The organism is Pediococcus sp. AC40, assembly GCF_030252485.1.
In the GTDB taxonomy this organism is placed as follows: domain Bacteria; phylum Bacillota; class Bacilli; order Lactobacillales; family Lactobacillaceae; genus Pediococcus; species Pediococcus acidilactici.
The window spans coordinates 1,816,484-1,842,644 of record NZ_CP127012.1 but is presented as its reverse complement, the minus strand read 5'-3'; the positions used below and the strand labels follow the sequence as shown (position 1 = coordinate 1,842,644).

General features: G+C 43.1%; 35 protein-coding genes. 26 read left to right on the top strand and 9 right to left on the bottom strand.

Annotated elements, in window-relative coordinates; all coding sequences use genetic code 11:
• Positions 1 to 177: 177 nt before the first annotated feature.
• The 5 genes from NL111_RS09095 to NL111_RS09075 all read left to right on the top strand — a co-directional run bounded on the left by NL111_RS09095 (position 178) and on the right by NL111_RS09075 (position 3,864).
• Complete coding sequence (locus NL111_RS09095; RefSeq protein ID WP_002832513.1) at positions 178 to 1,341, top strand: NADH-dependent flavin oxidoreductase; 1,164 nt, start codon at positions 178 to 180, stop codon at positions 1,339 to 1,341.
• 290 nt (positions 1,342 to 1,631) lie between these two features.
• Entirely contained in the window at positions 1,632 to 2,516 is an 885-nt protein-coding gene (locus tag NL111_RS09090) for a LysR family transcriptional regulator (RefSeq protein WP_285110186.1), read from the top strand.
• Positions 2,517 to 2,605: 89 nt separating this feature from the next.
• A complete protein-coding gene (locus NL111_RS09085) occupies positions 2,606 to 3,115 on the top strand; it encodes a flavodoxin (RefSeq protein WP_002832511.1) in 510 nt (169 codons plus the stop codon).
• 13 nt (positions 3,116 to 3,128) lie between these two features.
• The gene (locus NL111_RS09080) at positions 3,129 to 3,545 is read left to right on the top strand and encodes a cupin domain-containing protein (protein WP_002829573.1); all 417 of its coding nucleotides are present in this window, start codon (positions 3,129 to 3,131) and stop codon (positions 3,543 to 3,545) included.
• A 1-nt stretch (position 3,546) separates the two neighbouring features.
• Positions 3,547 to 3,864: a carboxymuconolactone decarboxylase family protein gene (locus NL111_RS09075; RefSeq protein ID WP_002829574.1), complete on the top strand. Its 318-nt coding sequence runs from the start codon at positions 3,547 to 3,549 to the stop codon at positions 3,862 to 3,864.
• Positions 3,865 to 4,108: 244 nt separating this feature from the next.
• On the opposite strand, the gene NL111_RS09070 is transcribed toward NL111_RS09075, so the two are convergent.
• Positions 4,109 to 4,816, bottom strand: a complete 708-nt coding sequence (locus NL111_RS09070; protein WP_285110185.1) for a MerR family transcriptional regulator — start codon at positions 4,814 to 4,816, stop codon at positions 4,109 to 4,111.
• Positions 4,817 to 5,330: 514 nt separating this feature from the next.
• Here NL111_RS09070 and NL111_RS09065 point away from each other — a divergent pair.
• From NL111_RS09065 to NL111_RS09055, 3 genes are read left to right on the top strand one after another with little or no spacing between them, the layout of a single operon-like run.
• A complete protein-coding gene (locus NL111_RS09065; RefSeq protein ID WP_226890109.1) occupies positions 5,331 to 5,477 on the top strand; it encodes a hypothetical protein in 147 nt (48 codons plus the stop codon).
• Between the two features lie 23 nt (positions 5,478 to 5,500).
• Positions 5,501 to 5,953 carry a MarR family winged helix-turn-helix transcriptional regulator gene (locus NL111_RS09060; RefSeq protein WP_063504479.1) on the top strand — a complete coding sequence of 151 codons (453 nt, stop codon included), beginning with the start codon at positions 5,501 to 5,503 and terminating at the stop codon, positions 5,951 to 5,953.
• An 11-nt stretch (positions 5,954 to 5,964) separates the two neighbouring features.
• Complete coding sequence (locus tag NL111_RS09055; RefSeq protein ID WP_285110184.1) at positions 5,965 to 6,498, top strand: GNAT family N-acetyltransferase; 534 nt, start codon at positions 5,965 to 5,967, stop codon at positions 6,496 to 6,498.
• Here the strand turns inward: NL111_RS09055 and NL111_RS09050 are convergent.
• Entirely contained in the window at positions 6,495 to 6,905 is a 411-nt protein-coding gene (locus NL111_RS09050) for a peptide deformylase (protein ID WP_004166255.1), read from the bottom strand. The two genes, NL111_RS09055 and NL111_RS09050, sit on opposite strands and share 4 nt — an antisense overlap.
• A 213-nt stretch (positions 6,906 to 7,118) precedes the next feature.
• Here NL111_RS09050 and pyrF point away from each other — a divergent pair, with 213 nt between their 5' ends.
• Complete coding sequence (gene pyrF, locus NL111_RS09045) at positions 7,119 to 7,832, top strand: orotidine-5'-phosphate decarboxylase (RefSeq protein ID WP_285110183.1); 714 nt, start codon at positions 7,119 to 7,121, stop codon at positions 7,830 to 7,832.
• Between the two features lie 299 nt (positions 7,833 to 8,131).
• On the opposite strand, the gene NL111_RS09040 is transcribed toward pyrF, so the two are convergent.
• A complete protein-coding gene (locus tag NL111_RS09040; protein ID WP_002832507.1) occupies positions 8,132 to 8,941 on the bottom strand; it encodes an HAD-IIB family hydrolase in 810 nt (269 codons plus the stop codon).
• A 119-nt stretch (positions 8,942 to 9,060) separates the two neighbouring features.
• Here NL111_RS09040 and NL111_RS09035 point away from each other — a divergent pair, with 119 nt between their 5' ends.
• From NL111_RS09035 to NL111_RS09000, 8 genes are all read left to right on the top strand, one after another.
• Positions 9,061 to 9,186 (top strand): hypothetical protein, encoded by a 126-nt coding sequence (locus tag NL111_RS09035; protein WP_004166252.1) that lies wholly within the window; start codon positions 9,061 to 9,063, stop codon positions 9,184 to 9,186.
• A 232-nt stretch (positions 9,187 to 9,418) separates the two neighbouring features.
• A complete protein-coding gene (locus NL111_RS09030; protein ID WP_024862877.1) occupies positions 9,419 to 10,375 on the top strand; it encodes an aldo/keto reductase in 957 nt (318 codons plus the stop codon).
• A 497-nt stretch (positions 10,376 to 10,872) separates the two neighbouring features.
• A complete protein-coding gene (locus tag NL111_RS09025; RefSeq protein ID WP_002829584.1) occupies positions 10,873 to 11,127 on the top strand; it encodes a GlsB/YeaQ/YmgE family stress response membrane protein in 255 nt (84 codons plus the stop codon).
• A 10-nt stretch (positions 11,128 to 11,137) separates the two neighbouring features.
• Positions 11,138 to 11,683, top strand: a complete 546-nt coding sequence (gene amaP, locus NL111_RS09020; protein ID WP_002829585.1) for an alkaline shock response membrane anchor protein AmaP — start codon at positions 11,138 to 11,140, stop codon at positions 11,681 to 11,683.
• A gap of 16 nt (positions 11,684 to 11,699) precedes the next feature.
• Positions 11,700 to 11,897: a DUF2273 domain-containing protein gene (locus NL111_RS09015; protein WP_002829587.1), complete on the top strand. Its 198-nt coding sequence runs from the start codon at positions 11,700 to 11,702 to the stop codon at positions 11,895 to 11,897.
• Between the two features lie 13 nt (positions 11,898 to 11,910).
• Complete coding sequence (locus NL111_RS09010; RefSeq protein WP_002832505.1) at positions 11,911 to 12,033, top strand: hypothetical protein; 123 nt, start codon at positions 11,911 to 11,913, stop codon at positions 12,031 to 12,033.
• On the top strand, positions 12,026 to 12,442 hold the full coding sequence (locus NL111_RS09005) for an Asp23/Gls24 family envelope stress response protein (protein WP_002832504.1): 417 nt from the start codon (positions 12,026 to 12,028) through the stop codon (positions 12,440 to 12,442). The genes NL111_RS09010 and NL111_RS09005 overlap by 8 nt, the downstream gene beginning before the upstream one ends.
• 27 nt (positions 12,443 to 12,469) lie before the next feature.
• Positions 12,470 to 12,904 carry an Asp23/Gls24 family envelope stress response protein gene (locus NL111_RS09000; protein ID WP_002829589.1) on the top strand — a complete coding sequence of 145 codons (435 nt, stop codon included), beginning with the start codon at positions 12,470 to 12,472 and terminating at the stop codon, positions 12,902 to 12,904.
• Between the two features lie 62 nt (positions 12,905 to 12,966).
• Here NL111_RS09000 and NL111_RS08995 read toward each other — a convergent pair whose 3' ends face one another.
• The 4 genes from NL111_RS08995 to NL111_RS08980 are packed head-to-tail and all read right to left on the bottom strand — an operon-like array spanning position 12,967 to position 14,834.
• Entirely contained in the window at positions 12,967 to 13,140 is a 174-nt protein-coding gene (locus NL111_RS08995) for a hypothetical protein (RefSeq protein WP_002832503.1), read from the bottom strand.
• Entirely contained in the window at positions 13,140 to 13,823 is a 684-nt protein-coding gene (locus NL111_RS08990) for an NAD(P)H-dependent oxidoreductase (RefSeq protein WP_004166247.1), read from the bottom strand. The genes NL111_RS08995 and NL111_RS08990 overlap by 1 nt, the downstream gene beginning before the upstream one ends.
• A gap of 2 nt (positions 13,824 to 13,825) precedes the next feature.
• The gene (locus NL111_RS08985; RefSeq protein ID WP_002829592.1) at positions 13,826 to 14,134 is read right to left on the bottom strand and encodes a DUF7671 family protein; all 309 of its coding nucleotides are present in this window, start codon (positions 14,132 to 14,134) and stop codon (positions 13,826 to 13,828) included.
• The gene (locus NL111_RS08980) at positions 14,124 to 14,834 is read right to left on the bottom strand and encodes a GTP pyrophosphokinase (RefSeq protein WP_005918298.1); all 711 of its coding nucleotides are present in this window, start codon (positions 14,832 to 14,834) and stop codon (positions 14,124 to 14,126) included. The genes NL111_RS08985 and NL111_RS08980 overlap by 11 nt, the downstream gene beginning before the upstream one ends.
• A gap of 152 nt (positions 14,835 to 14,986) precedes the next feature.
• On the opposite strand from NL111_RS08980, the gene dhaK reads away from it, so the two are divergent.
• From dhaK to NL111_RS08955, 5 genes are all read left to right on the top strand, one after another.
• Positions 14,987 to 15,979, top strand: coding sequence for a dihydroxyacetone kinase subunit DhaK (gene dhaK, locus NL111_RS08975; protein WP_002832498.1), 993 nt, complete (start codon positions 14,987 to 14,989; stop codon positions 15,977 to 15,979).
• A 19-nt stretch (positions 15,980 to 15,998) separates the two neighbouring features.
• Entirely contained in the window at positions 15,999 to 16,565 is a 567-nt protein-coding gene (dhaL, locus tag NL111_RS08970) for a dihydroxyacetone kinase subunit DhaL (protein WP_024862879.1), read from the top strand.
• The gene (gene dhaM, locus NL111_RS08965; protein WP_024862880.1) at positions 16,565 to 16,933 is read left to right on the top strand and encodes a dihydroxyacetone kinase phosphoryl donor subunit DhaM; all 369 of its coding nucleotides are present in this window, start codon (positions 16,565 to 16,567) and stop codon (positions 16,931 to 16,933) included. The genes dhaL and dhaM overlap by 1 nt, the downstream gene beginning before the upstream one ends.
• 194 nt (positions 16,934 to 17,127) lie before the next feature.
• Entirely contained in the window at positions 17,128 to 17,727 is a 600-nt protein-coding gene (locus tag NL111_RS08960; RefSeq protein ID WP_058120943.1) for a MarR family winged helix-turn-helix transcriptional regulator, read from the top strand.
• Positions 17,728 to 17,729: 2 nt separating this feature from the next.
• Entirely contained in the window at positions 17,730 to 19,508 is a 1,779-nt protein-coding gene (locus NL111_RS08955) for an ABC transporter ATP-binding protein (protein ID WP_285110182.1), read from the top strand.
• Between the two features lie 341 nt (positions 19,509 to 19,849).
• On the opposite strand, the gene NL111_RS08950 is transcribed toward NL111_RS08955, so the two are convergent.
• Positions 19,850 to 20,890 (bottom strand): oxidoreductase, encoded by a 1,041-nt coding sequence (locus NL111_RS08950; RefSeq protein ID WP_128688536.1) that lies wholly within the window; start codon positions 20,888 to 20,890, stop codon positions 19,850 to 19,852.
• Positions 20,891 to 21,010: 120 nt separating this feature from the next.
• A complete protein-coding gene (gene pepT, locus NL111_RS08945) occupies positions 21,011 to 22,255 on the bottom strand; it encodes a peptidase T (RefSeq protein WP_128688535.1) in 1,245 nt (414 codons plus the stop codon).
• A gap of 230 nt (positions 22,256 to 22,485) precedes the next feature.
• On the opposite strand from pepT, the gene NL111_RS08940 reads away from it, so the two are divergent.
• The 4 genes from NL111_RS08940 to NL111_RS08925 are packed head-to-tail and all read left to right on the top strand — an operon-like array spanning position 22,486 to position 25,891.
• On the top strand, positions 22,486 to 23,676 hold the full coding sequence (locus tag NL111_RS08940) for a betaine/proline/choline family ABC transporter ATP-binding protein (protein WP_002829609.1): 1,191 nt from the start codon (positions 22,486 to 22,488) through the stop codon (positions 23,674 to 23,676).
• Positions 23,676 to 24,311, top strand: a complete 636-nt coding sequence (locus tag NL111_RS08935; RefSeq protein ID WP_285110181.1) for an ABC transporter permease — start codon at positions 23,676 to 23,678, stop codon at positions 24,309 to 24,311. The genes NL111_RS08940 and NL111_RS08935 overlap by 1 nt, the downstream gene beginning before the upstream one ends.
• On the top strand, positions 24,312 to 25,238 hold the full coding sequence (locus NL111_RS08930; protein WP_002832492.1) for an osmoprotectant ABC transporter substrate-binding protein: 927 nt from the start codon (positions 24,312 to 24,314) through the stop codon (positions 25,236 to 25,238). It begins immediately after the preceding gene.
• Positions 25,238 to 25,891: an ABC transporter permease gene (locus tag NL111_RS08925; RefSeq protein ID WP_002829614.1), complete on the top strand. Its 654-nt coding sequence runs from the start codon at positions 25,238 to 25,240 to the stop codon at positions 25,889 to 25,891. Before NL111_RS08930 ends, NL111_RS08925 begins: the two co-directional genes overlap by 1 nt.
• Positions 25,892 to 26,161 lie beyond the last annotated feature (270 nt).

Below are 26,161 nucleotides of genomic sequence, written 5' to 3'. Positions count from 1 at the left end.
TTAGATAAAGCTCCTCAAGGATGAAAATGCTTGAGGAGCTTTTTTGTAGTGTCAGGTGGATTGTAATTTTTTATGTATAAGCAATTAGTTTTAGTAGGATAAGTTTTTTCGGTTGATTGGAATCGTTTTCCTAGTATACTCGTAAGTGTAAGGGATTTTTAGAAAGGAAGCGAAAAAATGGTGAGCTACAAGTTTTTACAGCCATACACGTTTAAAAATGGGGCACAAGTCAAAAATCGAGTGGTGATTCCGCCAATGACCATCCAATCTAGTTTAGAAGACGGGTCAGTTTCGCGAGACGACCTATTCTACGCAGGATTGCGTGCTGGAGGAGTGGGCATGTTTATTAGTCCAGTTGCTAACGTCACGGGTGATGGAAAAGGGTTTGAAGGCGAACTTTCGGTAGCGGACGACCGCTTCATTCCAGGATTGGCTAAACTAGCCGCAACCATGAAAAAGGGCGGCACTAAGGCAATTCTGCAGATTTTTCATGCCGGACGGATGTCAAACAGCAAAGTTTTACGGGGCACCCAACCGGTTAGCGCAAGTGCAGTAGCTGCTCCGCGAGAAGGAATGGAAACTCCTCGAGAATTGTCAGAAATTGAAATTGAGCAAATTATCAAAGCCTTTGGCGAAGCTACCCGACGAGCAATTCAAGCGGGGTTCGACGGGGTCGAAATTCACGGTGCCAATACGTATTTGATTCAACAATTTTTCTCACCGCATTCCAACCGGCGCACGGATCACTGGGGTGGCTCGGTAGAAAAACGGATGAACTTTGGGTTGGCAGTCGTTCAGGCTGCACACCGTGCGGTTGCCAAATATGCTGGAGACCACTTTATGTTAGGCTATCGTATTTCACCAGAAGAGATAGAAGAGCCTGGGATTCGCCTAGCGGATACTCTGCAATTTATCGACGAATTGGCTGACCAACCCCTGGATTATCTTCACGTTTCGATGGGAAACGTATGGCGAAAGTCATTAAACGACGACAGTGAAAAACGGCCCACCATTTTGCGTATTAAAAAACAAGTGCATAATCGCTTACCAATCATCGGAGTTGGTTCGGTAGAAACGCCAGCTGACGCGGAAAAGGTGATGGACGAGGGGATTGACTTCGTCGCTTTGGGCCGTGAATCGCTGCGCGAACCGCAATGGGTTGAAAAAGTTGCGCGGGGTCACGAAGCCGCCATTCGTTACCAGGTGGATCCGGACGCACTAGACGAATTAGGTCTAAATCCGGCGTTAATGGATTTCTTGGGTCAAATTGGGACAGATTTGCGTTTTATTGGTGCCGATCGCGAAAAAAAGTCAGGTGACAGCGTCGTTTTTGACCGTTAAATTTCACGAACTAGGGGAAATTATGTCAAAAGTTGGGTGGTTTATAAACACTCACTGAAAGGCGACCATTATGCCAAATTTAGGCGTGATGGTCGCTTTTAGGTTAAGCGGAACATGTACGTTTGGAGTCCAGGCAAAGCACCTGCGATGTATCCAATACCTTTAGGTTCTGCTTGAACCGATCCTTGGCTTATTAGTTGGTTATGGTTGAAATGGCAGTACTTATTGAAGTTAAATTAAGTTAAAATAAACGTGTTGAACTTCAATTTTATAAATGATTGGGGAAGAATATGGAAATTCGTACGCTTAAATATTTTTGGACAATTGCTGAGGAAGGTACCATTTCTGGGGCTGCAGAAATCCTGCACATCACACAACCAACTCTTAGCCGCCAACTAAGGGAGTTAGAAAATGAACTGGGTACTGCTTTATTTATTCGCGGACGCCGTAAATTACAATTAACTGAAGCAGGACTATTTTTAAAGACTCGGGCGGAAGAAATTTTGCAACTAACCCAACAAACTAGTCGCGAGTTTGAAAATCGACGGAAACAGTTATTTAGTGGTCACGTAGCCATTGGGTGCGTGGAGGCGGATAATTCGGATACCTTAGCTTTAATTTTAGAAGATTTTGTTCAGGATTATCCCCAAGTGACGTTCACCATCTACAGTGGTACTAGTGATGACATCACTACACGATTAGATAAAGGGCTATTAGACGTAGCAATACTATTGAAACCAATTGAAACTGGAAAATATGGCGAAATCACCCTTCCACATACTGAAAGGTGGGGGCTTCTCGTAGCAAAAGACTCGTTTTTGGCGCGAAAAAAAGCTATTCATCCAACAGATTTATGGGGGATGCCATTATTCATTGCGAGGCGGCCAGAAGTCCAGCAGTTGCTTGCTGAATGGAGTGGCATTGCTTATAACCAATTGCGAATTGTAGGGAACTTTAATTTAAGTTTCAATATTCTAGCACTAGTTAAGCGACAAGTCGGACATGCTTTTGGAATTGAAGGAGCAATCTCACAGACCAATCCTGATGGAATTAAATTTTTGCCATTAGATCCGGAAATAAAAACCAATTGCGTACTGGTTTGGCGAAAAGAACGAAGGCATTCACCAGTGGTAAATCAGTTCATTGATTACTTTAGAGATGCCTTCAAGGCATAGTGGTATAAATTATAAGCGTTTTACGTATATTAAAAATGGCTGTAGCATTATCGTTGTTGATAAAGTTACAGCTTTTTTAGGAGGAGACGATGACAGTTATCTATTTTTCGCACGTTGGTGAGCACTGGATTAACGGGCGCCCAGTTCAACAAGATGTGGGAAATACCCAATTTTTAGCAGAACAAATTGCACAAGTTTTAGGAGAAAGCCCAGTTCGGATAGTTCCAGAAGAGTTTTATCCGCAGGAATATGAAGAATTAGTTGAAAAAATACGGGTGGAACGGCAGACGGGGCGGTTACCAGCAATCGCTAAACCTCATGAAATAGAAGTTAACGATCGGTTATTGATCGGATACCCAATATGGTTTGGAACCATCCCCAACGTAGTAAAAAACTTTTTACAGCAATTGAAGAATCCGCCCCAAGTAACGTACCCATTTTGTACCAACGAAGGTAGCGGAATGGGCAATAGCGAAAATGAACTGCGTCAAATCTTACCGTTAACAAAATTAGAACCTGGATTAGCAATTCGTGGATCGCGTGTGCAACAGGCAACGACGGCGATATCACATTGGTTAAAACAATTAAACTTAATTTAGGAGGAATTTAAGAATGAAAAATGAAGAAGTCAAAAATGGAGTGATTTTTCCCATAGGGGCAAAAAACGAGGCATATGCTCAATTTTTTACCGGACAAAGTTACCTACAAAATTTGGTGGCTGATTCGGCAGTTAACGTGGGAGTAGGTAACGTAACTTTCGAACCGGGATGCCGGAATAATTGGCATATCCATCACAATGGCTTTCAAATCTTATTGGTAACTGGCGGAGAAGGTTGGTACCAAGAAGAAGGTGCGCCTGCCCAACATCTTGAACCAGGCGATGTAGTGGTCACCCATGATGGTATCAAACATTGGCATGGTGCAACCAAGGACAGTTGGTTTGAACATATTGCAATTACTGCGGGGACCCCAGAATGGTTGGAACCCGTAAGTGATGAACAGTACGCAGCAGTTGAGGAGGATGAATAGAATGGCAAAAAAACAAACGGCTGGACGTGAACAGTTAGGCGACTTAGCACCAAAATTTGCAGAACTTAATGATGACGTATTATTTGGAGAAGTATGGTCGCGTGAAAGTCAGCTTTCGGCGCGGGACCGGAGTATGATTACTTGCGCGAGTTTACTAACTCAAGGAGCATTCCCTCAATTGGAAGCACATATGAAAATGGCTAAGACCAATGGCGTAACTAAAGATGAAATGGTGGAATTAGTTACCCACCTCGCATTTTACGCGGGTTGGCCAAAGGCTTGGTCAGCATTTGGGCTAGTTAAGAAGATTTTTGATTAATAAAGTAGTATAGATTAATTTTTAAACCTAATTAAGGACAATCAATTTAAAATCACGTTTCAAGAATGCTAATCCATCTTGAGACGTGCTTTTTACTGGTGGGCAAAAACTAGATTAGTACAGCTAAAATAAACTCCAGCCCCTAGTCTCCATTGGTTAACCAAAAAAGAACGCTAATCGCATAATCCGCGATTAACGTTCTTTTTTAATTGATCCTCGAGAGTTACCCGGGATTCGGAATGTGCTATATTTCCACGCAATAACCCTCATAGTCACAGTTGGGGCATCCTAACCAACGGGTCTTTGGTGAATGTTTTGCCCAGAAAAATTCGCCAAACGCTGGTTTGAAGTATGCTTCGCATTGCGGGCAGACGTATTCAACCGAGCGGTAGTATGCGTATACGGCAATTGCCACCGCAACTATAATGGGGCAAAAAGCGGCCACCACCGCCCACCAGTTACTACTGGAAATGCCATACCAAATTGCCAATATTTCTAAAATATCAATTAGGCCCCCGAAAACAAACAACGCGCTTCGTTTCCTGGTTAAACTACGTCGCCGACGAATGCTTTCCTCGATACCAATAAAGGAATTAGGCGTGATGGGAATTTGATCAGTTAACCAGTGTTTAATTTCACCAATCGTTTTTAAAGTATCCTCTTGTTGTTTAATCTTTTGCTTTAATTTTAGTTCTTCTTGGTTAAGCAAAGTTTGGAGCACTTCGTCAAAATTCGGGCTGTTTAAAAGCTCCTTAATATTATTCAAAGAAAGTCCGAGCGATTTCAAGAAAGTAATTAATTCTAATTGTTCTAATTCATGGTCGGTATAAACACGTCGACCCGCTTCTGAAAGTTTAGCAGGGGAAAGCAGTTGTCGCCGGTCGTAATACTGAACCGTGCGGATACTTACCCCTACTTTTTTGGCTAGTTCACCAGTGGAATAATTAGCCATTAAAACTCACCTCCATGCTTATTTATATCTAATTACGTAAGGGGATTAGCAAGCAGTATTTAGTTATTAAGTGTATTTTAACTTCAATTGAAGTTAAATACGATTGCGTTTTACAGTTGAAGGTATTAAATTGGCAGTAAAATGCATATTTGGTTACATAATATGCTATAAAAAGTGGTTGCTTAAACGATAATGGTGAAAAGCTTTAGCAAATTACAATTATTGAACGACAGTAATTTAGAAATTAATATTCGAGTAATCTTGGGTTTAAGTATTACTAAGATTCCAGGATGATGTCAGGCCCAATTTGCCAAAATTAGGTGGAGAACCTTGGTATATTACTAGAATTTCTAGTAGTATTGACTTTGTTAATTATTATCGAGCTACGCCGTTATTGGAAGGCATAAAAATGTACGGAAGAGTATTTGAAAATTATAAAAATGGCTTTAACAACAAGCTCTGGCAAAAGAGAAGCGAAGTTCCCGATTGATTGCACTGGATTTATTTGCAAGGGATGGCACAATTAGAGTGCTTCAACTGTGTGGACGATTATTGGGCAGCTGGCGGTTTGCTTTTTACAATAAGCTTTGCTCATAACGGGAATGAAACGGATGATTTGAAATTAATTGAAGGTCAAATCGTGCGGGCACTACGTAAATAATACATCGTGGAGAGGAATACGGAATGGAAGACATTTTGCGAGTTATTGGTTCAATTGCACGCGAATTAGACTCAATTGCTAACGTGGAATTCAAAGAAATCAACCTTACCAAGGGGCAATTTTTGTACCTTGCCCGAGTTTGTGAAAATCCAGGCATTATTCAAGGAGAATTAGCTGAACTTCTGCGAGTTGACCGGACCACGGCAGCCCGAGCGTTGCGTAAATTAGAAGATCAAGGATTGATTAGTCGCCAATTTACGGCAGATAACCAAAAAATTAAACGCCTTTACCCAACCGAAAAGGGGCGGTCCGTTTACCCCATTATCAAGCGGGAAAACGAGTATTCTAACGTAACCGCCTTGCAAGGTCTCTCTGAAGAAGAAGTTAAACAGGTTCGTAATTTATTACTTCGGGTGGAAAAAAACGTTAATGCTGACTGGCATTACGTTAAGAACGGAAACCATCGCGATTATTGAGGTGAAATTGAATGACAATTGAAGTTCAACCGATTCGAGAACGAGATCTAGCCAACTTACGCAGGATAAGCATTGAAACCTTTGGCGCGACTTTTGGACCCTACAATGCGGAAGCAGATTTACAGCAGCATTATCAACGAGCGTATAATGTTGATCAACTTCGTCGGGAATTATTGAATCCAGAATCGCAATTCTTTTTTGCAAAAATTGATGATGAAATTGCCGGATACTTGAAAACCAACGTTGGGGATGCACAATCTGAACCGATGGGAGCGCAAGTTTTGGAAGTGGAACGGATTTATGTACGACCGTCTTTTCAACGCAGAGGCGTAGGCACTTGCTTAATTAAGCAAGCTGAACAACTTGCTTACGCAGCTCATAAAACTCAAATTTGGCTAGGAGTTTGGGAGAATAATAAAAAAGCCCAGCATTTTTACCAAATGCAGGGCTTTAAACAAGTTGGGGACCACCGTTTTCAGTTAGGAAAATCGGAACAACGCGATTTAATTTTAATGAAGCCGATTAATAATATTTCCGAAGGTTAAATTAAAATTCCAGCACAGTGGTCGATTTCGTGTTGGATGATTTCAGCGATCCAGCCACTAAAATGCTGGGTCTGTTTTTTGAAGTTCAAATCTTGGTATTGAACCTCAATTTCTTTGTAACGAGTGGTTGACCGTTCGCCAGTTAATGAAAGACAGCCTTCCTTAGCTTGATAAGGATGGCTTTTTTTGGTTAATTTAGGATTCAGCATGGCAATATTCATCACGCCGATGGATACGGCAATAATTTGTTTTTTAACCCCAATCATGTTGGCGGCTAAACCAACTGCCCGATCGGCATTGGCTGCTAAAGTATCCACAAGATCCAAAGCCGTGGGTAAATCAGCCCGAGTTGCAGGAACTGACTTTTGGGATAAGAAATTTTGGTCACGGACAATATTTTTCTGCATAAGCTCTCCTTAAATAGCGTTTTAACCATTTTACCACCCTTGACTTTAGGGAGGGAAGCTCGTAGGATTAAGAAAAAATTAACGAATCGCTTTAAATCAATTCTGTGAGGTTGATAAGCAAGTTTACATCAAAATAAAGATGTGCATTTAAGGTACAGCGGTGCCTTAACTACTTTGGCCTTTGGTGGAGCGGTTCAGTAAGGAGCCATCATAATGAAAACACCGGTAATGATTGCGTTGGATTTTGAAAGTGTAGGAGAATTGCAAAGCTTTTTAAAACAATTTCCGTCACATCTTAAGTTAACTGTGAAAATTGGAATGGAGTTGTTTTATGGACAGGGGCCTCAAATTGTACGGAACCTGCGTCAAAAGGGACACGCTGTTTTTTTAGATTTAAAATTGCATGATATTCCTAACACGGTGGAAAAATCTATGTTTCAATTAGGAAAGTTAGGAATTCAATACACTACGATCCATGCGTCAGGTGGAAAACCAATGATTCAGGCGGCTAAGCGTGGATTAATGGCAGGCGCTCGGGCAGCGAAGGTTCCCGTCCCTAAGCTATTAGCGGTAACGGAACTCACGTCAATTTCGGAGCGCCAGTTGCAAGAAGAGCAAAATGTGCCCTTGAAAATGAATGAACAGGTTCAAAAATTAGCCCAACTTGCTGAAAATGCGGGTGCAGACGGGGTGATTTGTTCACCGCACGAAGTTGCCCAACTAAAACCGGTCCTCCCGGCAGATTTTTTGTACGCCACTCCAGGTATTAGGATGCCCGACGCAAAGAAGGACGACCAGCAGCGGGTGATGACGCCCGCGGAAGCCCAAAAGGCAGGAAGCTCTGCTTTGGTAGTCGGCAGGCCAATTACTAAAGCGGCTGACCCCGTGGTGGCCTACCAAAGAATAGTGGAAAGCATGCAAGATTAAGCGTTAAATGCAGGCTAAGCTGCTGGCATGGCTACGGACGGCTTATTTATTGAAGAATAGTAGATGAAAATACGAGAGTGGGAGCACAAGCCAGGTAGTTTATAAACAGTAACTAAAAAATCGACTATTATGTCTAAATTGGGCATAATAGTCGATTTTGGGTTAAACGGAACCAACTGACGTTTGCAAGTTGGTTCGCAACCTTAAGAATTTGGTTTATGGCTTTTATACAGAAGAGTAAGGTGCACTCAAAGGTGTTTTACTCCGCTTAAGACAATGCTTTCACGCTACTTGAAAACTTATAGTAAGCTTTCAATCACGTCTAAAACACCATCATGGTCATTATCAAAACGAGTCTGGTGTTGGGTAACTTCTTTCACAATGGGATATCCGCTTTTCATTGCGTAACCATTTGGGGTCATTTGAAGCATTTTAAGGTCGTTTTCGTTATCGCCAAACGTAACTAATTCTGCGGGAGTCACCCGATAATTAGCCATTAGATGCTTTAGAGCGCTCGCTTTATCAACGTGGCTAAATCCGATTAACTCGGTATTGAACCCCGAGCTTAAGCTAGTCAGTTGGGGATCTAGTTTTTGACGCAGATTTTGAACTTTACCTGGCAAATCCGCACTATCCGCAAAACTAACCGCAATTTTCACAACGGGGTCTGTAATGCCGGTTTGCGCAAAATTACGTAAATTCTTTACTAGGCGAATTTCTTTATAAAATTGATGCAAAAAGTCGACGATCTCTTGCGGGGTGGTTTGATCAATATATGAACTAGTTAACCCGCAAACATTGATCATTACTTCATCATCGTTAAAGTTTTCAAAAATAGTGTCAATGGTTTGTTGAACTAACGGGACGGGAAGTTGCTCCACGTCTAAGAGTTGGTCGCCAGAGTAAATAATTGAACCGTTTTGGGAGATAAAATCCATTTGGTTGGCGTACGGGGTAAATAAGGCCCGCAAACGTTCATGCTGAGAACCGCTAGCCGCTACAAAATGAATTTTTTGTCGTTGCATTTCATTAAATAGTTCTTTAAACCGGTCTTTATTATAAGTATTTTGGTTATTGAGAAAGGTTTGATCCATATCTGTCGCAATCATTTTTATCACGATTGTCACCTAATTTCTAAAAGTTATATACTTAGTTTAAAACAACTCTTTGGCAATAGTAAAGCTGATTTATAACTGTTATGCTTGGGTAACAGAAAGGGGTTTAAGATATGAAAAAAAATAAATTTTTTAAAACTAGCAGTGTTTTGGAAATCGTGGGCGGATCCCTTAACTTAGTTGGTGGAGCCTTGATTTTAGCTGCTGGGATAGTTGGGTTAGCTAAACCTCGAAAATGATTGCGGTGTACCAATATAAATATACAAAATATTTAACGGGGTTCATTCTAAATGTTGCTATTCAGTGTATTAAGTGTTAGTATGATGTCAAAGAACGCTAAAGTGGATATAAAAGTGGTTAAATTTGGCGGTGGTGCTCGATAGCGCCTTTTTAGATTGACTGGTTTTCTAATGAGAAACCGCTTACGCGTTTATAAAATAATCACATCCAAATTAGAGGAAGGTGTCACTTATGGCATTAACTGAGCTAGTGAACGGAACTAAACTACCAAAACAAATAATTAGTACGGCGTTAGGGGTTAGTCGGCTTCATGATGCGCTTTGGTCAGGTTACCGTCATTTTTATGAAGAGATTAAGGACACTGACGATGACAATGAGGACCCTTATGCCCATTTTCCGATGACTAAGGAACCGCATGGCGATATTGCGGTAACTTTAAAAATGTACCGACAACCTAAACTAAAACGTAAAAATCTTTATATTACGGTTAATTTTGCGAAAAAAGTTAATGACAAGCCCTCGTTTGAGGAAGCCATTGAAGATGCTTTCCAAACAATGAAGTTTGATTATTTTGACGCTTTATTGCTTGATCAAGCGGTATTTGGTAACGATGATGAGTTAATGACCGAGCTGTGGCATTCTTTAGAAAAGTTGTATGAAAAAGGATGTATAGGCGCACTAGGCGTGGCTAACTTTAGTATTGAACAGGTTGAAAAACTTAGGAAAAAAGTCTCGGTTGCCCCGATGATTTTTAAGACGGGGTATTTTCCAATGTCGTTAAATGACGACATTTACGACTATTGTCAACAAAATCATTTGCAAATAATGGCGGATTTTCCTTTTCTAGATTATAGCTTTGTCGACTTACCCACGATGGGCAAAATTGCTTCTAAGTACCGGGTGGAAAACGACGAGTTAATGTGTCAGTATGCGCACCAACGACATATTATGCCAATAATTAAAAAGTTTTGGGTGCTCCATGCCCACAACCCGCTGGAACAAAACTACAAAATTACGATTAATGATCTGCATCGTTTAGAGCGGCTGGACAATGCATCTAATGAAGATTGGCTACCGCTTAAAGATTATGGGATTTTCAAAATTTTCCAATCACGAGCAATCGACCACGACCGGATGGAGCGCAGCGGCGAAGAACACTACTCAGGCTTCTCACCATTTGTATTTTAAGATGGTTGGCGTACCCTTAAGTAAGTGAAGCAAACCGATCCGCGTCACACATTTAGGTGCGACTAAGAATGAATAACAATTTAAAAGCTTCTCAAGAGTGGACTAAAAATTCTTGAGGGGCTTTTTTGTTTTTTGGTTCCAGTTTCTTGTAGTTAGCCAATTTTGCACCTCAATCGCTATCCCACGTTTAGGTAGCAGGTTTTGCTAAACGGACTACCGAAATGTGTGAAGTAATCTAGCGCCTTCCGGTTAACCAAAATTCGGCATCAACCGCCTAACCGCGCGCTTAATGCTGTATTTTGGCTAATCTGCGAGACTTTCCTGGATGATGGCACCCTCTGGAAGTCTTCCTATATTACTATCCACCCTTACAAATAAGTAATTAATTCCATAAGCATATTCTTTGTTGAAGCGTATCCACCTATGCTATCTTAATGGTGAACCAATGAACAACGGGTTCGTTGGTCAATCTTTAGATTACGAGAGGAGTGTTTGTTATGTTGGGATGGATTTGGTCATTAATTATTGGTGGTATCATCGGTGCAATCGCCGGGGCACTTACAAGTCGTGATTTACCAGCAGGCTGGCTTGGTAACATTGTTGCTGGTTTAGTCGGAGCTTGGTTAGGACAAAGCTTACTAGGTTCATGGGGACCTTCCTTAGCCGGAATGGCATTGATTCCGTCAATCCTCGGTGCGGTAATTTTAGTAGTGATTGTCTCGATAATCTTCGGCATGCGCAAGAAGGGTTAGGGGTGATTTCATGAATCGAACCAGTAAATCTTTATTGAGTTTGATGGCAGTAATCACGTTGCTTCTAACTTTATGGTTTATCGCAACGGAAGTTTACATTCCGTATCTAACCGATTTCTTTGAAACGTTGAGGACGTCTAACGCACAGGTAATGGAAGTTATCGCAATTGTCTTTAGCATACTGGTTGCCTTGTTTGCGTTAGTAATGCTCGGGATTGCATTAATGAGTCGGACAAGTGAGAAAGATTTGAAGTTGCAGGATGGACATGGTAACTTGACCGTTCCAAAGAAATCCATGGAACAAATTATTAATAAGGCAGTTGCTGAAGACCATCACGTAGGTAACATTGATACCAAGGTGCGGGTTCGCAGCAAGGATCACTTGCAAGCAAAAGTCAGCGTGGAAGATTTGTCCAATGACAACTACCGGGTCAATGCACGAGATATTCAACGTTCAGTACAAGAGAGTGTGCAACGCCACCTAGGAATGAAGAGCGATGTTAAAGTCCAAATCATTCCGCGGCAACACTCGAAGAAGTCACTGAAGGTCGTTTAGAAAGGCGGGATGGCAAATGAAAAGTGAAGTTTTAGGAGCAATCATCGCAATGATTTTCGGCATTATCTGGGTCACGATTGGCTTTGGTAGCGCGGTATTAGTTGGTTTACTTGCCTTAATCGGGTTCTTACTCGGTAAGTACGGCAGAAGCCTGCTATCACAATTGATTTCAGAAGTAATGTCAGCCTTGAACATGGATCGCAAGCAAAGCTAAGGAGGTTTTGTCAATGGCCAAGAAAACAGATAAGAATAAACCATTAAGATCATTAATGGGTCTAATGGTGGTATCAAGCTTATGGTTTGTTTGGAAGAATCGTCGCAAATTTAAGGAGGCGTTGAACCATGGATAAACCAAGAATCGCGCAAACTAGTTTGTCATTTGACGAAGGGGTAATCGAAAAAATTGCGGGACTAGCTTCTCGTAAAGTCGATGGGATTCTCTCATTTGACGGTGGATTCTTTGACAACATCACCGACAAGATTCGTAACAAGGTAGATCCAACTCAAGGAATCAAAGCTGAAGTTGGCGAAAAACAGGTATCGCTAGAGATGAATGCTAAGGTGGAATACGGTTACGATATTCGAGAAATTTTTACTCAAGTATGCGACGTAATTAGCGAGGAAGTTGAACGTTTGACCGGTTTGAAGGTCATTGAATTGAATTTCCACGTAAGTGATGTACTAAGTAAGAAAGAGTGGAAAGAACAAAACAATCGTAAACCTAATTCAGACTTAGCACCTCGTCCAGAAGCTAAGTAACTATTCACGCGAAGGGAGCAATCACACATGGAAAATAAAATCGCAAAATCAGAAAACAAGATGGCAAAACCAGAAACTAAATTAACGTTTGACGACGAAGTTTTAGCAAAAATTGCTGGCAAAACTGCTAACGGAGTAGACGGTGTTTTAAGTCTTGAAGGTAATATTTTTGAAAAAGTAACTGATCGAATTTCTAAGGGCGACGATCCAACTACGGGAGTTAACGTTGACGTTGACGACGAAAACCATTCCGTTTCCTTAAAGATGGATGCCATCCTTGAATACGGGAAGAACGCCCAAGCAATCTTTGACAAGATGATTGATAAGATTACTTCTGCAGTTAAGGAAATCACCAACATGGAAGTATCAGAAATCAAACTTAACGTTAAAGACGTGCTAACCCGTGAAGAATGGGCTGAAAAGAACAACAAGGATCGTCAGCAACGTGACGACAAGCACTAAAATTTTAAAAAAGACCTAACTGAAACCTATGGGGGGATTTCGGTTAGGTCTTTTTTAGTGGATTAGTGTTCCCACATCCGGCCGTCGAGCTCGTTTTCGAGTTGGTCGGCCCGTTTTTGTTGTTCCCGGATGAGGTCGCCCAATGCTACGTAGAAGGCTTTTTGTTGGTAAGTGGTTGCTTGTTGGGCAAGCTGGCGAGCTTGTTCCAATAGCCATGCGGTTTCGGTTTGATCCATTAGGAATCCTCCTCCTTTTTTAACATGGACAGGTTCCACGCCAGGTCATCGAGCTCGCTTTGCCGATTTTCTAAGCTCTCTAAGACTTGGTTTAGGGCGGCGGAGGCAGAGTCTGCTTTAGCGATTTGGTGCCGCAGCTGGTCGCTAAACCAAGCCACCTGACCGGCAAAATGTTCAAAATTAGGATTGTTTACGTACTGTTGGTAACGAACGAGGAGCCGTTGCTGGGCTTCTGGAGTCAAGTAGAGAAATTGATGAACGGCCAACACCGGCAGATAACGCATCCGTAACTTATGGGCGAGCGCTTCAAACGGGCGCATTAGTTCAGACATCGTATACTGTTCGGCTCCCCCGGCTTGGAAATCAGCAGCTGCTTCGCCTGCGGTAACCACTAAACCCAGTTCTTTATCAGCTAACGCATAACGATTTCCGGTGGCAAAACGCACGGTCAGAACTTGATCAAGCCAATTTTTTAAAAGGCCCGGTGCGCCGTACCAGTAGAGCGGAAATTGGAAGATAATCCGATCGTGTTCGGTTAAAAGCTGCTGTTCTTGAGTTACGTCAAATTCAGCATGGAGCGGATGCCAAGTAACCGTGGTGAAGTCTTCAACGGCCGCCTTAAAAAAAGGCTGGGTGGTAGAACTTGCTAGTTTAGGATGGGCGACCACCACTAAGGTTTTCATAATTAATCCTCCTCATGGAAAACTTGTTGCGCGGTTGCCAGCATGTCGGGTGCAATCGACTCCTTGGTGAACCGCTGAATGGGTGCTAACGAATGACGCTGACTGAAGTTCATCTTTTCCGTTGCCACAATCATCACTAATTGGTTGTTTTCGGTCAAAAATAATTGGCCAGGTTTTTGAAAATGACCGCGAGTATGTTTACCGTTTCGCCAAGCGTGAATTTTAATGGTCGATTTAAAACGATAATTGCCGGAAGAGTCTAGCTCCAACGGAACGCCATAATAACGGGTGACGGGGTACTTATTCTTCATTTTTGAAAACCCCGGGTTCTGATAATTCTCGGTAAATAGTTTGTAAGTTTTGTTCTACTTTGTAAATCGTATTGGCGTCGTCAACTAACCGATCGGCAAAATCCGCCACCTTTGCGGAAGGAACGTTGGTTTTGTAACGCAGCTTGTGTTCCAAACTGGCCCACATATCCATTCCGACGGTACGGATTTGAATTTCCACCGGGGTTTCCACGGGACCGGTCGATAAAAAGACCGGAACCTTTACGACCAGGTGTAGACTACGGTAGCCGCTTGGCTTGGGGTCCCGAATGTAATCTTTCACTTTGAGTAAAGTGACGTCGTCTTGGGAAATCAGGTTTTCCTTGATGGTGTAGACGTCGCTGATGTAGTTGGTGATTACTCGAATGCCCCCGATGTCAAAAATATTGTTTTCTACCGCGGCAATCGTCTTTGGTAGATGCTTCTTTTTCATTTTATTAAAGAGGGAGTCGACCGATTTCATCCGTTGTTCCATGTGATGAATGGGATTATGGTTGTACTCATTCTCGTATTCGCCGTCGAGGTTTTCCAGCTTGGTTCCCACTTCGTTAACTGCGGATTGGCATAACCGGTAGTAACGCATTAAGTTCCTTAGCTCCGTAACGTGCTCGGGCCCGATGACCCGCTCTAAATCGTCGTTGATTTGACGAATGTTAAACATGTTGTTCCGTTCTAAAATCATTTTTGCGAACTCCTTTTAAAAATTAGCATCATCTCCCACATTATAAAGGAAAAGATCGATTCAGGTAAATCTAAGAGGGAGATTACTTGTGATTGTATCCGCTTTCAACTAGAATCTAATTGTGAGGAAAGAAAACGAAAAGGAGTGGCATGATGAAAAAAATTATTAACGACCCGAAGCAAGTTGTCGAAGAAATGCTTCAGGGGATGGTGAAAAGTTATCCAGATTATTTAAAACGCATTCCAGAAACCGGGGTGGTTTACCGCACGGATTTGGCTAAAATTGCTGGCAAAGTCGGCATCGTTAGCGGTGGCGGAAGTGGGCACGAACCCGCGCACGCTGGCTTTGTCGGTGCGGGAATGCTAAGTGCAGCGGTTTGTGGCGAGGTCTTTACTTCTCCGACTCCCGACCAAATTTTTGAAGCAATTAAGCAAGTAAATTCTGGTGCTGGCGTATTTTTAGTGATTAAAAACTATTCTGGCGACGTGATGAATTTCGAAATGGCGCAAGATATGGCAGAAATGGAAGAGATCCCCGTTAAATCGATCGTGGTCGATGACGACGTTGCGGTAGAAAATAGTACTTATACGCAAGGTCGTCGGGGAGTTGCCGGCACTATTTTAATGCATAAAATTTTGGGCGCGGCAGCCGACCAAGGGGCTAGTTTGGATGAAATTGCGGATTTAGCTACGGCAGTATTGCCTAATTTGAAGACCGTGGCGGTTGCTTTAAGTGGTGCGACGGTTCCTGAAGTGGGGAAACCCGGATTTGTCTTGGCAGACGACGAAATTGAATACGGAGTGGGGATCCACGGTGAGCCAGGTTACCGGCGGGAAAAATTACAGCCGTCTAAGAAATTGGCAAATGAGCTAATTGAAAAGTTAAGGTCGGAATTCCGGTTTCGGAAGGGCGACGCCGTAGCGGTATTGGTAAATGGCATGGGGGCAACCCCGCTTATGGAACAGTACGTTTTTATGAATGATGTACTAGATCAGTTAGCCGAAGAAGGTTTGCGCGTCCGGTTCAGTAAAGTCGGGAACCTCATGACTTCGCTAGACATGGCCGGAGTTTCATTGACCATTCTTAAAATTAAGGACGATTGGGTCGATAAATTAAATTATGCAACTCACACGATTGCATGGTAGTTGAAGGGAGCGGATTGATTTGTTAACAGTGGAAGACGTAAAAAAGTGGATGGAAAAATTTAATCAGGAGATTCAGGCCCAGCACGCTTATTTAAGTGAATTGGACACCCCAATCGGGGATGGTGACCATGGAAATAACATGGCCCGCGGAATGAATGCTGTAATGGAAGCCCTGGATGGGAAGGATTTTCCAGATCTGCCAGCAATTTTTAAAACGATTGCGATGAGTTTGATTAGCAAGGTTGGCGGAGCCTCTGGTCCTTTGTTTGGAACCGCCTTCATCGAAATGGCGAAGGCTAATACCGGTGACGTACACGAGCTCCTGGTGGCCGCCACCGCTGGAGTACAAAAGCGGGGCAAGGCAATTTTGGGCGAAAAAACAATGGTGGACGTCTGGGAGCCAATTTCAGAAAAGGCTACGTTCACTGCCGAGGATGTTGACCGGGCGGTTGAAAGCACTAAGCCAATGATTGCCAAGAAGGGCCGGGCGTCTTACCTTGGTGAACGCGCGGTAGGTCATTTAGATCCGGGAGCCGTTTCCACCGGTTACTTACTGAAGACTTTACTAGCAGTGGAGGCGAAATAATGGAATACGGAATTGTGATTGTTTCGCACGTCGCCGAAATTGCGCAAGGCGTACAGCGCTTAATCAAACAAGTTGCCCAGGACGTTCCGGTAACAACCGCTGGCGGACTCGCTAATGGTGAAGTGGGTACCGAGATACAACGCATCATGCAGGCGTTTGACGACAATGCGGCAGACAAGCTGCTCGCGTTCTACGATTTAGGCAGTGCGAAGATGAATTTAGAGATGGCCATGGAAATGACCGCTAAAGAAGTTAAACTGTACGACACGGCTTTGGTCGAAAGTGCGTATACCGCAGCGGCTTTATTACAAGTCAACACTAAGATTGACGACGTGGAGGAACAACTCCAAGATTTGAAAATTAAATAGGCGCTCCGTAGTTAGGAACTATTATTAACGAAATCAAAACTTGAGTTTTATCGGCTAACTGCCGGTAAGGCTGGGTTTTGATTTTTTATCGTAATTTATTTAGTTTCGATATTGACAAACGAACTAAATGATTTTATTATTTAGTTCGTTAAATAAAAAGTAAACTAAATAAATTGAACGGAGGAACTTTAATAATGCATAAAGATGAAATTTTAGACAACTTGATGAAAATCACTCACCAACCTTTTTTGGTTTTTGCGAACCGGATAGAAGAAAAAACGGATAACACGTTCGAAACTTTGAAGCTACTAGCTAAGGAAGAAAACGTAACTGCGGGCCGGATCTCAGAATTCTTAGACATCAAACCGTCCAGCGTAACCCAGATTATTAAAAAATTAGAACAAGCCGGTACCGTGGTTCGCGAAAAATCGCCTAGTGATTCTCGCGTTACCATCATTAAAATTACGGATAAAGGAGCCGAAAGCTTAAAAACTCACGAATCCATCGGGGGGACTTTAAAAGACGTCTTGTTTAAGGATTTTTCGGACGACGAGTTAACCAATTTGGCCGACTATTTAAAACGGATGGTTGAAAACATGGACGAGGATGAATTCAAAGAAAAATTTAGTGAAGTGTTCAGCAACGATCGCCGTTGGGAACAATTTGGCAAAATGAGCCCGCATTTTGAAAGAGCCCGCGAACAAATGCTTCGGCATAACCATTTCGGAAGAATGCGTCCCGGCGATTTCAGGGGCTTTGGTGGTTTTGATGATTGGAAGAAAGGACGGCGCTAAAATTGGCAGCAAACGCACGTTTTAACGATTCGATCCGTAAAGATCGTACTAAATTTAATTTTAGACAGTTTTTCGGGTTGATTAAGAAAACTAGCCCTAAGTACCTGCTTTTAGTGTTGGGGGTAATTTTATTAGCAATTAGTTCAGGGGTCCAAGTCTACGTGCCCAAGCTAGCCTCCACGTTAGTTAATAACTTTACTAAAGGCGTGGATTACTCGTTATTAGCCAAAGTGGTTTTACTGTTTGTGGCTTCGGCAATTTTTTCGGCGATTGGCGGGACGATTCTCGGAATCTTTGGGGAAAACGTCATCCAGAATTTACGGAAAACGTTGTGGGAAAGATTGACCCTCCTAAAAGTTAGTTATTTTGATACCGTAAAGGCCGGCGAAATTTCGAGTCGGTTAGTTAACGACACCAACCAGGTTAAACAGCTTTTGGCGGTTACCTTTCCCCAAACCCTAGCCAGCATTATTACCGTGGTAGGGACCGTCTACATGATGATTCGGATGGATTGGCACATGACCTTAGCAATGGTAATTGCCGTTCCCGTGGTGGTCATTTTAATGATTCCGGTAATGGCATTTGGCACGAAGGTCGGCCACGTACGGCAAGACGCGCTAGCACTATTTAACGGGATCGTTAGCGAAACGCTCAGTGAAATTAGGTTGGTAAAAATTTCCAATGCGGAAAACCAAGCTCAAGAACACGCTGATAAGGAAATTAACCGCTTGTTTAAAATTGGGAAAAAAGAAGCCGTTTTTGATGCGGCGATGCAGCCCATTATGATGATGGTTTTTATGAGCATGATCTTTGGTCTTTTGGCGTATGGAATTCACCGAATTGCAATTGGGGTGATGTCAATTGGTACCTTAATGAGTTTTTTGATGTACCTGTTTAATTTGATTGGGGCATTGCCAATTATTGCAACGCTATTTTCAGAAATGGCCAAGGCTTCTGGCTCCACAAGAAGGGTTGAAGAATTGTTGGAAGAAGTACCGGAAGACTTCAATCATGGTGAAATGTTAGATTTGGCTGATAAAGATTTAACGGTGGAACACGTTGACTTCGCTTACGCGGATGCTCCTGAAGAAGAAGTCCTAAAAGACATTTCATTTGAGGCTAAGCCTAACCAAGTGATTGCGTTTGCGGGCCCCTCTGGCGGCGGAAAATCAACCATCTTTAGTTTGTTAGAACGTTTCTATGAACCAACGCACGGGGAAATTAAGTTTAACAACACTAATATTCAAGACATTCGGTTAACTAATTATCGTAAACAGATTGGATTTGTATCCCAAGATTCGGCCATGATGGCGGGGACAATCCGTGATAACCTTACGTACGGTTTGGACGATGACTTTACGGATGAGCAACTGTGGGAAGTGCTAGATTTAGCGTATGCAAGGAAATTTGTTGAAGAAATGCCTAGCCAACTGGATACCGAAGTTGGCGAACGGGGCGTAAAAATTTCTGGCGGACAGCGACAACGGATCGCGATTGCCAGGGCGTTTCTCCGGAATCCGAAAATTTTAATGCTTGATGAAGCGACGGCTAGTTTGGATTCAGAATCGGAAATGAAGGTGCAAGATGCCTTAGCCAACTTAATGAGGGGGCGCACTACGCTAGTAATTGCCCACCGTTTGTCGACAATCGTGGACAGCGACCAAATTTACTTTGTGGAAAATGGGCAAATTACGGGTTCGGGAACGCATCAAGAGTTAGTTGCTTCTCACCCAATGTACGCTAAGTATGTGAACGAACAGTTTAAGGTAGCTACTGCGTAAAATAATTAGGTTGTAAAAAACTTTTGCGCTTTTTAGTAGCCTAATGAGGAAAAAATTAAAAAGACGGAAAAACTAAAGAAATGCTTTTCAAGGATGAAAAGATTCTTAAAGAAAGAGCTGTTGGGGCGGTTTGCCTTCAACGGCGTCAAAAACGTGTACCAAAAGACAGTTTAACCTACCTAACTAAAAAATCGATCGTGATGTAAATTCATCACGGTCGATTTTTAGTTAACGTTCGCAAACTATCCGACTTTGGTCCCGCTCTTTTTGTTTAGTAGGGTGAAAAGTCAGTTAAGGTGCGGGCAAGTTTCCAGTTTACCCTAACCATTAACGGTTTTAATTTACTTCATTTGATAAAGGTGAGGACCTTTTTCAGCGATCCCCGCCTCTAAAATTTCCATGTTCCATAAGGCTTGCTCGTTGGAAACTAATTTGGGGTCGCCGTTGGTAAGGGTAGCGGCGATGGAGTCGTAAACCCGACCATAATCTCCATTAATGGTAGGAATTTGTTTTTCAATCCAATCGCCATTCTGGTTTTTATACTTGACCACCCCAAATTGACTAGGAGCGTCAATTCCAAAATGATCGTCGCCTGGCATGATGCCAAGCTTTAAGTCGTTTTCCTGCTGGTCAATGTCGTACTTAACGTAGGTTCCGTTAGTTCCGTGAAGTAAGAAACGAGGGTAGGGACGCGCGGCTAACGGATTGCTGACCACGGTCGCCTTAAAATTACCATAGAATAGCTGCGTTTCGTAAAAATCATCGACGGAACTAGCGGGGTTTTGAATTGCCCGAATATCGTAGTTAACTGTCTGAGGTTTGCCAAAAAGCCCCAAAATTTGGTCAAGCATGTGGACGCCCAAGCCGTAAAATTGGCCATCGACTTGGGAACCTTCATGAAGGCTGTCATCGGGACGGTACTTATCAAAATGGGATTCAAGCAACAAGGGCCGGCCCACGTAGCCGCGTTCAATCACCTTTTTGAGGGTCAAGTAGTCGCTATCGAAACGTCGGTTTTGGTAAGGCATCGCCAGTAATTTTTTGGCATCAGCTAGTGCAAAAAGTTCTTTAGCCTCGGCTTGGTTGGCTACGAAAGGTTTTTCGATTAAAACATTTTTGCCGTGTTCTAACGCAGATTTTCCGTATTCAAAGTGGGTGGCCGGCGGCGTACAAACCGTAACTAACTGAACCTCCGGGTCGTTTAAAACCTGCTCAAGGTCGTCGGTAAAGATGGTGTTAGGATCATAAAATCCTTGCTCTTTTTCCGGGTGACGCCGGTGGTTGTAAATGTATTTAATTTTGATGTCGCGTTCTTTAATGTAGGGGATGTGGTAACGGTTGGCACTTTTACCAAATCCAATAATCGCCATTGTCAGTGACATAATTAAGCTCCTTTTCTATTAAAAAAGGACTGGACAACGAGGTTGTCACAGTCCTTAATGTCAAATCGGGTTCTAATTCCTAGTCCTTTTGGCTAACGGAATTTGCCCACTCTTTAAAAATTAATTGTTTTCTTCTGTATTAATACGGTTAATTTCTAACAGCAAGTCAACCGCACGTTCCATGGTTTGAACCGAAACGTATTCGTAACGGCTGTGCATGTTTTCGCCACCCGCAAAGAGGTTAGGGGTTGGAATCCCCATGAAGGAAATCTTAGAACCGTCTGTACCACCACGAACGGGGTAAATATCCGGCTTAATGTCCAAGTTTTCCATGGCCTTCTTAGCGATGTTAACTGGCGTCATGTCTTTTTCGAGAATTTCACGCATGTTGTAGTATTGGTCGTGAACTTCCACGTTGACCCGGTCTTCACCAAATCCGGCGTTCATCTTTTCAGCAATATCCTTCATGGTTTGCTTACGTTCTTCGAACTTTTGCCGGTCGTGATCACGAATAATATAAACTAACTGAGCGTGGTCAGGTGTCCCAGTCATCTTAAAGAGGTGGTAGAAGCCTTCGCGGTCTTCAGTTTCTTCTGGACGATCATGTTCTGGCAATTGGTTGTGGTAGTCTATTCCAACTTGCAAAGCGTTGACCATGAGTCCCTTAGCAACCGCCGTGTGAACTTCGTTACCTTGAATTTCAATCGTTGCTTGCGCAGCGTTGAAAGTTTCGTATTCAAGTTCGCCAAGGGGGCCGCCATCAACGGTGTAAGCGTACTTAGTGTTGAAGTCCTTAGCGTCGAAATGATCTGCACCAGTACCGGTTTCTTCGTCAGGGGCAAATCCAATCCGGATTTCACCGTGTTTTACTTCGGGGTGTTCCTTATAGTAGTCCAACATGGTCATGATGTCGGCAACTCCAGACTTGTCGTCAGCACCTAACAGAGTGAGTCCGTCGGTAGTAACTAAGTCGTGGCCGGCATACTTCTTCAAACTTGGAAAGACGGAAGGTTTCAAAACCCACTTGCCGTCGCCGCTCAAGTCAATGTCAGATTCACCGTCGTAGTTTTTGTGGACTTGAGGTTGGATATTTTCAGCGTTGAAATCAGCTGTATCAACGTGTGAAATGTATCCAATTACGGGAGTGTTGCCATCGTCGTTAGCTGGCAACGTTCCAACTACGTAACCGGAAGATGGTTGGGTGTGAACGTCCACTACGCCAACTTCTTCTAATTCTTTTGCTAAAGTTTTTAAGAATTCAACTTCTTTAGGATCAGTGGGAACTGTACTTGAATTAGGGTTTGATCGAGTATTTACTTTTACATATCTTAGAAAACGGGGAAGCAATGTTTCATATTTTGCCATTTTTCTCAGCTCCTTTTAATTTATAGTACTATCTTACAACATCTATTTCTTTTAACAAGTTTTAATCCTCATTAAAACAATAAAGAATTCGGTTACAGCTGGAGGGCTTACGCTGGCGATATTGTACAAGAAAGTGTTATATATGTTATAGTAGCACCCAATGCCTCTGAGACCGAATGTATGGAAACCAAGTTGTTTTAGAGAACAAATAAGGAGATGTTTAAATACAAATGTTACTTGAAATGAGCCATCTGTCAAAGGTTTATCCTGGGAACAAAGTGGCCGTTGATGACTTTAATCTAAACGTCGAAAAAGGTGAGTTTATCTGCTTTATCGGAACTTCCGGTTCGGGAAAAACCACCACAATGAGAATGATTAACCGGATGCTTAAGCAGACATCGGGGACGATTAAAATCAATGGGCAAGATATCGCCAAGATGGATCCGGTTAAACTTCGTCGTAAGATTGGTTATGTAATCCAAAATATTGGGTTAATGCCCCACATGACCATTCGGGAAAATATTACCCTTGTACCAAAATTATTGAAGTGGCCCGAAGAAAAACGCAATGAGCGGGCTAAAGAAATGATTAAACTGGTTGATTTGCCAGAAGAATATTTGGATCGTTATCCATCCCAACTTTCTGGTGGGCAACAACAGCGAATCGGGGTAGTGCGGGCGCTAGCAGCGGACCAAGACATTATTTTAATGGACGAACCGTTTGGCGCACTTGACCCGATTACTCGGGAAGATTTACAAGACCTCGTTAAGGACTTGCAAGAACGGTTAGGTAAGACTTTCATCTTCGTTACCCACGATATGGATGAAGCATTACGCCTTTCCAGCCGGATCGTAGTCATGACCGGTGGAAAGCAAGTCCAAGTAGATACTCCCGAAAACATTCTACGTCATCCAGCCAATGATTTCGTGGCTAACTTAATTGGACAAGATCGTTTGATCCAAGCTAAGCCAAGTATCACGACCGTTGGGCAAGTGGCGAATAAGCCAGCATCGATTGCGATTGATCAGCCGGTAGTTCGGGCACTTGACATTATGCACAGTCGGCGAGTTGATACGCTATTAGTTACTGACGCCGAAGAACGCCTAAAGGGAATTGTCAGCATCGAAAAGGTTGACGAATATTACCATTCTGGCAAAACCGTTGGGGAAATCATGGATCCGCGGGTATTTTACGTTAACGAAGATTCCATTATTCGGGACACCGTAGATCGTATTTTAAAACGTGGTTTCCGGAACGTGCCGGTAGTTGACAAGAAGGGTCGGTTAACCGGAATTGTTACCCGGGCGACCCTCGTAGACGTGGTTTATGACGCACTCTTTACCGATGATTCAATCGTTGCGGACGGAAACAATTCAAGTCAAACCACAAAGGAGTCTACTAAGAAAGATGGTGATCAATAATGATCAACTTCTTAAATCAGTACGGTGCGGACATTCTTAGCAAGACTGGACAACACATTTATATTTCAGCGGTTGCCCTTGCGCTTGGAATCATCGTGGCAGTGCCCCTCGGGATGCTACTTACGCGGGCTCCTAAAATTTCAGGGACGGTAATTGGACTTGCCAGCGTGATGCAAACCATCCCAGCGCTTGCTTTGTTGGCCATCATGATTCCAATTTTTGGAATTGGATCAACTCCCGCAATCGTGGCGCTATTCATTTACTCATTATTACCTATTTTACGGAACACTTATCTGGGATTAACCAGTGTAGACCCTGCGCTAATTGATGCGGCAAAGGGGATGGGCATGAATAGTTTCCAACGGATGTGGAAAGTTGAACTCCAATTAGCGCTTCCGGTAATTATGGCGGGGGTTCGTTTATCAGCAACCTACGTAATTGCCTGGACGGCGTTAGCTTCCTATATTGGGGCGGGCGGTTTAGGTGACCTGATTTTCAACGGTTTGAACTTATACCGTTCCGACTTGATTTTAGGCGGATCGATTCCGGTAATTATCTTGGCATTAGTTGCCGATTTCCTTTTAGGTAAACTAGAAGCCAAACTAACCCCCAAAACAACGCAGGAGGTGGGCTAGATGTTGAAAAAGTTACTGAAGCTGATCCTACCGCTAGGCGTGTTAACCGTAATGCTTTCGAGCTGCGGCTGGCCTGGTTTGAACGGCACCTCGGGAGATACGGTGCGGATTGCAGCCCAAAATACTACTGAACAACAAATTATGGGCGCAATGATTCAACAGTTAATTGAACATGATACGAATTTAAATGCGGAAGTAATCAACAACTTGGGCTCGGGAACGGTTAGTTTTCAAGCTCAAAAACGTGACGAAGCTGATTTAACTTCGATTCGCTTTAGCGGAACCGACTACCAGACCATTCTGCACGGTCCCCAAGGTAAGTCGCCGCAAGCAGTTAACGATTACGTAAACAAGGAATTCAACCGGCGTTACGATATGACGTACTTTCCAACTTACGGGTTCGCGGACACTTACCAATTTATGGTAACGCAGGACTTTGCGAAGAAACACCATATTGAAACGGTCAGTGATTTGAAGAAAATTGCTCCTAAAATGAAGGTCGGAATCGACCAAACTTGGTTAAGCCGAAAAGGAGACGGTTACGAAGACTTCAAGAAGCGTTACGGCTTCCAGTTTGGACACGTATATCCAATGCAAATGGGATTGCTTTACAATGCTTTAGCAAGCAACAAGATGGACGCGGTCCTCGGATATTCTACGGACGGCCGGGTACGCAGCTACCATTTGAAATTGCTTAAGGACGACCGGCAATTCTTCCCACCGTACAGCGCGAGTGTCGTTGTTAATAACAAGGCGTTGAAGAAGTATCCGCAATTAGCACCCGTTTTACACAAGTTAGACGGGAAAATTTCGTTGGAAACAATGCAAGAATTGAATTACCAAGTTGATAATAATTTGAAAGAACCATCGGTGGTAGCTAGTGAATTTCTTAAGGCGCACCACTACTTTGAAGGAGGGAAGCACTAATGCAAAGTATGAATATTTGGCAACAACTGTTCTATTACTTCTCGCATAATGGAATGTACGTGCTTTCGGAATTCAGTCGCCACTTTTTGATTTCCATTTACGGGGTCATTTTAGCGGCAATCGTGGGGATTCCCATTGGGATTTTTATCGCGAAAAACCGAAAGATTAGTGATTGGGTGATTGGTTTAGCAAACGTAATTCAAACCATCCCATCCCTAGCGATGCTTTCGATTTTAATGCTTGGGTTAGGCTTGGGAGTATCTACCGTAATCGTGACGGTCTTCCTATATGCTTTACTGCCAATCATTAAAAACACTTATACGGGGATGTTGAACGTAAACGATGCATACCTCGACGCCGGTAAGGGGATGGGGATGACCAAACTCCAAGTGCTTTGGATGATTGAAATTCCGCTATCGCTATCGGTAATTTTAGCCGGGATTCGCAACGCCATGGTATTGGCGATCGGAATAACCGCGATCGGAACCTTCGTGGGTGCTGGTGGTCTGGGAGACATTATTATCCGCGGAACCAACGCCACAAACGGGGGCGCGATTATCCTTGCCGGAGCGTTGCCAACTGCTTTAATGGCGATCATTGTTGATTTGGTGCTTGGTGCACTAGAAAATCGACTTCGGCGCCGGACACTTTAAAATATACATGGATTTAATCAACGAGCTAAGAGAAATCTTGGCTCGTTTTTTTGTGTTCTATTGCGAGGTAGCCGAAACGTGTTTTGCGCCCCAGCTCTCTGCGGCTAACCCAATCCCGACATCAATCGCCAAACCCGCGATTAATGACGAGATTCAGTTAGTCCTCAAGAGCTACCCGGGGTGCAAAACACTCTGAGCCTTTTTCTTTCCTTCCCCCACCCACCTTTGCTATGCTTTAATTACCAAAAACTATCTATAAATCTAAGGAGG

Bases quoted from the DNA above. Each gene is read 5' to 3' on its own strand.
- NL111_RS08960 (WP_058120943.1), top strand. From the start codon at position 17,128: ATGCATAAAGATGAAATTTTAGACAACTTGATGAAAATCACTCACCAA.
- NL111_RS09030 (WP_024862877.1), top strand. From the start codon at position 9,419: ATGGCATTAACTGAGCTAGTGAACGGAACTAAACTACCAAAACAAATA.
- dhaK (WP_002832498.1), top strand. From the start codon at position 14,987: ATGAAAAAAATTATTAACGACCCGAAGCAAGTTGTCGAAGAAATGCTT.
- NL111_RS09000 (WP_002829589.1), top strand. From the start codon at position 12,470: ATGGAAAATAAAATCGCAAAATCAGAAAACAAGATGGCAAAACCAGAA.
- NL111_RS09010 (WP_002832505.1), top strand. From the start codon at position 11,911: ATGGCCAAGAAAACAGATAAGAATAAACCATTAAGATCATTAATGGGT.
- pyrF (WP_285110183.1), top strand. From the start codon at position 7,119: ATGAAAACACCGGTAATGATTGCGTTGGATTTTGAAAGTGTAGGAGAA.
- NL111_RS09085 (WP_002832511.1), top strand. From the start codon at position 2,606: ATGACAGTTATCTATTTTTCGCACGTTGGTGAGCACTGGATTAACGGG.
- NL111_RS09040 (WP_002832507.1), bottom strand. From the start codon at position 8,941: ATGATTGCGACAGATATGGATCAAACCTTTCTCAATAACCAAAATACT.
- NL111_RS09015 (WP_002829587.1), top strand. From the start codon at position 11,700: ATGAAAAGTGAAGTTTTAGGAGCAATCATCGCAATGATTTTCGGCATT.
- NL111_RS08940 (WP_002829609.1), top strand. From the start codon at position 22,486: ATGTTACTTGAAATGAGCCATCTGTCAAAGGTTTATCCTGGGAACAAA.
- NL111_RS08990 (WP_004166247.1), bottom strand. From the start codon at position 13,823: ATGAAAACCTTAGTGGTGGTCGCCCATCCTAAACTAGCAAGTTCTACC.
- dhaM (WP_024862880.1), top strand. From the start codon at position 16,565: ATGGAATACGGAATTGTGATTGTTTCGCACGTCGCCGAAATTGCGCAA.
- NL111_RS09055 (WP_285110184.1), top strand. From the start codon at position 5,965: ATGACAATTGAAGTTCAACCGATTCGAGAACGAGATCTAGCCAACTTA.
- NL111_RS09075 (WP_002829574.1), top strand. From the start codon at position 3,547: ATGGCAAAAAAACAAACGGCTGGACGTGAACAGTTAGGCGACTTAGCA.
- NL111_RS09005 (WP_002832504.1), top strand. From the start codon at position 12,026: ATGGATAAACCAAGAATCGCGCAAACTAGTTTGTCATTTGACGAAGGG.
- NL111_RS09050 (WP_004166255.1), bottom strand. From the start codon at position 6,905: ATGCAGAAAAATATTGTCCGTGACCAAAATTTCTTATCCCAAAAGTCA.
- NL111_RS08935 (WP_285110181.1), top strand. From the start codon at position 23,676: ATGATCAACTTCTTAAATCAGTACGGTGCGGACATTCTTAGCAAGACT.
- NL111_RS08925 (WP_002829614.1), top strand. From the start codon at position 25,238: ATGCAAAGTATGAATATTTGGCAACAACTGTTCTATTACTTCTCGCAT.
- NL111_RS08930 (WP_002832492.1), top strand. From the start codon at position 24,312: ATGTTGAAAAAGTTACTGAAGCTGATCCTACCGCTAGGCGTGTTAACC.
- amaP (WP_002829585.1), top strand. From the start codon at position 11,138: ATGAATCGAACCAGTAAATCTTTATTGAGTTTGATGGCAGTAATCACG.
- NL111_RS09035 (WP_004166252.1), top strand. From the start codon at position 9,061: ATGAAAAAAAATAAATTTTTTAAAACTAGCAGTGTTTTGGAAATCGTG.
- NL111_RS09025 (WP_002829584.1), top strand. From the start codon at position 10,873: ATGTTGGGATGGATTTGGTCATTAATTATTGGTGGTATCATCGGTGCA.
- NL111_RS09070 (WP_285110185.1), bottom strand. From the start codon at position 4,816: ATGGCTAATTATTCCACTGGTGAACTAGCCAAAAAAGTAGGGGTAAGT.
- NL111_RS09095 (WP_002832513.1), top strand. From the start codon at position 178: ATGGTGAGCTACAAGTTTTTACAGCCATACACGTTTAAAAATGGGGCA.
- NL111_RS09060 (WP_063504479.1), top strand. From the start codon at position 5,501: ATGGAAGACATTTTGCGAGTTATTGGTTCAATTGCACGCGAATTAGAC.
- NL111_RS08950 (WP_128688536.1), bottom strand. From the start codon at position 20,890: ATGTCACTGACAATGGCGATTATTGGATTTGGTAAAAGTGCCAACCGT.
- NL111_RS09080 (WP_002829573.1), top strand. From the start codon at position 3,129: ATGAAAAATGAAGAAGTCAAAAATGGAGTGATTTTTCCCATAGGGGCA.
- pepT (WP_128688535.1), bottom strand. From the start codon at position 22,255: ATGGCAAAATATGAAACATTGCTTCCCCGTTTTCTAAGATATGTAAAA.
- NL111_RS08985 (WP_002829592.1), bottom strand. From the start codon at position 14,134: ATGAAGAATAAGTACCCCGTCACCCGTTATTATGGCGTTCCGTTGGAG.
- NL111_RS09065 (WP_226890109.1), top strand. From the start codon at position 5,331: ATGGCACAATTAGAGTGCTTCAACTGTGTGGACGATTATTGGGCAGCT.
- NL111_RS09090 (WP_285110186.1), top strand. From the start codon at position 1,632: ATGGAAATTCGTACGCTTAAATATTTTTGGACAATTGCTGAGGAAGGT.
- NL111_RS08980 (WP_005918298.1), bottom strand. From the start codon at position 14,834: ATGATTTTAGAACGGAACAACATGTTTAACATTCGTCAAATCAACGAC.
- NL111_RS08995 (WP_002832503.1), bottom strand. From the start codon at position 13,140: ATGGATCAAACCGAAACCGCATGGCTATTGGAACAAGCTCGCCAGCTT.